Consider the following 3,936-nt stretch of genomic DNA (forward strand, 5'->3'; position numbering starts at 1 on the left):
GCGCGCACGCGCTTCGCCTCGATCGCCCCAATCTCGTTGCCGTTAGTGGCAACGTCTGGATCATCTGAAGGGCGAAGCAGGGTGGAGGAATTCGGACCACGGGCTTGGGTGGTGCGCGAACGCGGATAGCCACCTTGAATGGGGCCGTGGATGCGAAGCGTGTGCGCGCCGCTGGTTCTTGAGGGGGGTGTTCGGACTGCGGGTTGGGGTTGCGGGGCCGTGCTACGTTCGTGCCAAAAGCCTGAAATGAGCGACGACGACACTTAGGTATTCGCGGTTTAAAACGCGTTTCTTTGCTTCGTTTCTTTTCGCGTTTGAAAAGAAATGAAGTCCCGCCCCGGATAGGGGCTAACAGTAATAAGCAAGAAAATCCGACTTAAGCAGAACGACCACGCTAGCAGAAGGACTCAATGCTAAGCCCACACTCGCCGCGAGCAGCACCCCCCAAGGCCTAGCTCGACACTCGCCGCGCGCGGCACCCTCACCGCAAAGCCCCCACCCCCAGAACCGCCAGCAGGCACCTTACCCGATGACTGCCTCCTCGGCGCCCACCTCGACTGAACTCCTGATCAGGTAATCGAACGCGCTAAGCGCGGCCTTCGCGCCTTCACCTACCGCAATCACAATCTGCTTGAACGGCACCGTGGTGACATCCCCAGCCGCAAACACGCCAGGGATCGACGTCGCGCCCCTCGCATCCACAACAATCTCGCCGTGGCGCGACAACTCGACCGTGCCCTTCAGCCATTCGGTGTTCGGCACCAACCCGATCTGCACGAACACACCCTCAAGTTCAACGCGCTTCGTGTCTCCCGATGCCAGATCCTTGTACACAAGACCATTCACCTTCTTGCCGTCACCCGTGATTTCGGTGGTCTGCGCCTGCGTGATGATCGTCACGTTCTTCATGCTGCGCAGCTTGCGTTGCAGGATCTCATCGGCACGCAGTTCCGAAGCAAATTCAAGCAACGTCACCGCGCTCACAATCCCCGCGAGATCACTGGCCGCTTCCACGCCAGAATTACCGCCACCAATCACCGCGACACGCTTGCCCTTGAACAGCGGGCCATCGCAATGCGGACAATACGCCACGCCATGATTGCGATATTCATCCTCACCCGGCACGTTGATATGGCGCCACCGCGCGCCAGTGGCGAGCACGATCGTCTTCGCCTTCAGCACAGCACCATTGGCAAGACGCACTTCATGAATACGTCCCGGCACCAGCGCTTGCGCACGTTGCACGTCCATGATGTCCACGTCGTAGCTCGTCACGTGCTGTTCGAGCGCCGTGACGAATTGCGGTCCTTCCGTTGCCGTCACCGACACAAAATTTTCAATGGCCAACGTATCCAGCACCTGGCCGCCGAAACGCTCGGACGCCACGCCCGTCACAATGCCCTTGCGCGCTGAATAGATCGCAGCCGCCGCGCCCGCAGGGCCGCCGCCAACGATCAGCATGTCGAATACCGGCTTCGTCTCAAGGGCCTTCGCGGCCTTGGCGCCCGCGCCGCTATCGAGCTTCGCGAGGATTTCCTTCACGCCGGTACGGCCTTGCCCAAATACTTCGCCGTTCATGTAGACCGTCGGAACCGCCATGATCTGGCGCTTTTCGACTTCGTCCTGGAACAGCGCGCCGTCAATAGTCACCTGACGAATGCGCGGATTGATAAGTGCCATCACGTTCAGCGCCTGCACGACTTCCGGGCAGTTCTGGCATGACAGCGAAATGTAAGTTTCAAACTGATAGTCGCCGTCGAGTTCGCGGATCTGTTCGATCACGGCGTCATCGAGCTTGACCGGATGACCGCCCGTCTGCAAAAGCGCAAGAACCAGCGACGTAAATTCATGACCCATGGGAATGCCGGCGAAACGAATGCCCGTGGGCTTGCCCGGTTCACCGATGGAAAACGACGGCTTGCGCTCGGCGTCGTCACGCGTTTCGATCACCGCAATGCGGTCCGACAGCGTGGCGATTTCATGAAGCAGACTTTGCAGCTCAGCCGATTTCGGCGAGTCGTCGAGCGATGCAACGATCTCGATCGGCCGGCTGACTTTTTCCAGATACGCTTTTAACTGAGTCTTCAGATTGGCTTCCAGCATGGCGTTTTCGAGTCCGTAACGAGGTGATACTTTAAGGGAATGCAGCGCGCAAAAGCGGTCCGGACCGAGAACGGTCCGGACGATGCAGCGGATTACCGCGGCAGATTACCGCGGTGGATTACTGCATGAGGCTGAAGCTTAGATCTTGCCGATCAGGTCGAGCGACGGCGTCAGCGTTTCAGCGCCGGGCGTCCACTTCGCCGGGCACACTTCACCCGGATGCGCTGCGATGTATTGCGCTGCCTGCACCTTGCGAAGCAGTTCGCCAGCGTCACGGCCGATGCCGTTGTCGTGCACTTCGCACAGCTTGATCTCGCCTTCCGGGTTGATCACGAACGTGCCGCGCAGCGCCAGGCCTTCTTCTTCGATCAACACGTCGAAGTTGCGCGAAATGGCAAGCGTCGGATCGGCGATCATCGGATACTTGATCTTCTGGATCGTGTCCGATGTGTCGTGCCATGCCTTGTGCGTGAAATGCGTATCGGTCGATACGCTGTAGATTTCCACGCCCAGCTTCTGGAATTCTGCGTAACGGTCGGCCAGGTCGCCAAGTTCCGTGGGGCAAACAAACGTGAAGTCGGCCGGGTAGAACACCACCACGGACCATTTGCCCTTCAGGCTTTCTTCGGTAACGGTGACAAATTCGCCCTTGTGGAACGCCTGTGCTTTGAACGGTTTGACTTGACTGTTGATAATCGGCATTGCGTTTTCCTTTTGGTGACGAGGTGTTTGATAAGACAGAACGGAGTATGTAGGCAGACGATTAATAAAGAAAATCGAATGATTCAATGACGCCGATGGTCAATACCTATGAGGGTATTCCCTTTTGCATTGTAGCCGGGCGGCGCAGCGGGCACAGGCGTTGCCCGCAAAAGCGGCGGCGAACCGGAACCGGACCAGCACACAAACAGGAGGTGGTATGAAGATTGGCATCATAGGCGCAGGTAATATCGGGCGGGTCCTGGCACTACGCTGGGTCGAGCATGGCCACGAGGTGCGTATCGGCAATTCGCGCGGACCTTCGACGCTCGCGGAAATAGCCAGTGAAACGGGCGCCACGCCGGCGGAACTGGCCGACGTGGTTCGCGACGCCGCGGTGATCGTCGTGACGATCCCGGAGAACAAGGTCCCCAATCTCCCGGCCGAATTGTTCGCAGGCGTGCCGGACACGACCGTTGTGATCGACACCGGCAATTACTATCCGCGAGAACGCGATGGTCGAATCGAGGAGATCGAGGGCGGCATGATGGAGAGCGCGTGGGTATCCGAGCAGATCGGGCGCCCCGTCATCAAGGCGTTCAACAACATCTACGCGCTCCATTTGCGGGATTTGGGCAAACCCCAGGGCACGCCCGGGCGCATTGCGTTGCCCCTGTCGGGAGACAGCGCCGATGCCAAGGCGGTCGTCACGCAACTGATCAATGAAATGGGCTTTGATGCCGTCGATAACGGCGGTATCGACGATTCGTGGCGCCAGCAGCCGGGAACGCCGGCGTACACGAAGGATTTCGATGCGCAAGGGTTGCAAGTGGCCTTGAGCCAGGCGGAACGTGCTCGCAAGCCCCAATGGAGCGGAACGGAGAAGAGCCCCGGCACCTTCGATAAACCCGCCTGACCCCAAAGCCCGGCGACGCATTGGCGCGACTATCCAGGCCGCGTCGCCGGAAACCGGGCTTCGGGCTTTATTCCAGGCTGATGCCGTCGAAACGATGGCCGCCCAGCGGGCTGATCTCGTAGCCCGTCACGTTTTTGCTCATTAGCTGGAACGCGCTGGCGTGAGCGATCGGCGTGTAGGGCACCTGGTCCTTGAACACGACCTGCGCCTGCTCATAC

The 3,936-nt window shown here is 59.4% G+C and carries 3 protein-coding genes; 1 reads left to right on the plus strand and 2 read right to left on the minus strand.

All coding sequences use genetic code 11. The features are described from left to right. Positions 1–522 precede the first annotated feature (522 nt). Both ahpF and ahpC read right to left on the minus strand, forming a co-directional pair. A complete protein-coding gene (gene ahpF, locus WCA53_RS16905; protein WP_423912770.1) occupies positions 523–2,103 on the minus strand; it encodes an alkyl hydroperoxide reductase subunit F in 1,581 nt (526 codons plus the stop codon). Between the two features lie 138 nt (positions 2,104–2,241). Continuing rightward, the gene (ahpC, locus tag WCA53_RS16910; protein WP_423912774.1) at positions 2,242–2,805 is read right to left on the minus strand and encodes an alkyl hydroperoxide reductase subunit C; all 564 of its coding nucleotides are present in this window, start codon (positions 2,803–2,805) and stop codon (positions 2,242–2,244) included. A 124-nt stretch (positions 2,806–2,929) separates the two neighbouring features. Between ahpC and WCA53_RS16915 the strand changes: the two genes are divergently transcribed. Beyond that, entirely contained in the window at positions 2,930–3,718 is a 789-nt protein-coding gene (locus WCA53_RS16915) for an NADPH-dependent F420 reductase (protein ID WP_423912778.1), read from the plus strand. Positions 3,719–3,936: the final 218 nt, after the last annotated feature.

Origin of the sequence: Caballeronia sp. (assembly GCF_049581465.1) — a bacterium.
Lineage (GTDB): Bacteria > Pseudomonadota > Gammaproteobacteria > Burkholderiales > Burkholderiaceae > Caballeronia.

What these genes read in the sequence shown, in the direction of transcription:
- ahpF (WP_423912770.1), bottom strand. Translation starts at nt 2,103, where the DNA reads ATGCTGGAAGCCAATCTGAAGACTCAGTTAAAAGCGTATCTGGAAAAA.
- ahpC (WP_423912774.1), bottom strand. Translation starts at nt 2,805, where the DNA reads ATGCCGATTATCAACAGTCAAGTCAAACCGTTCAAAGCACAGGCGTTC.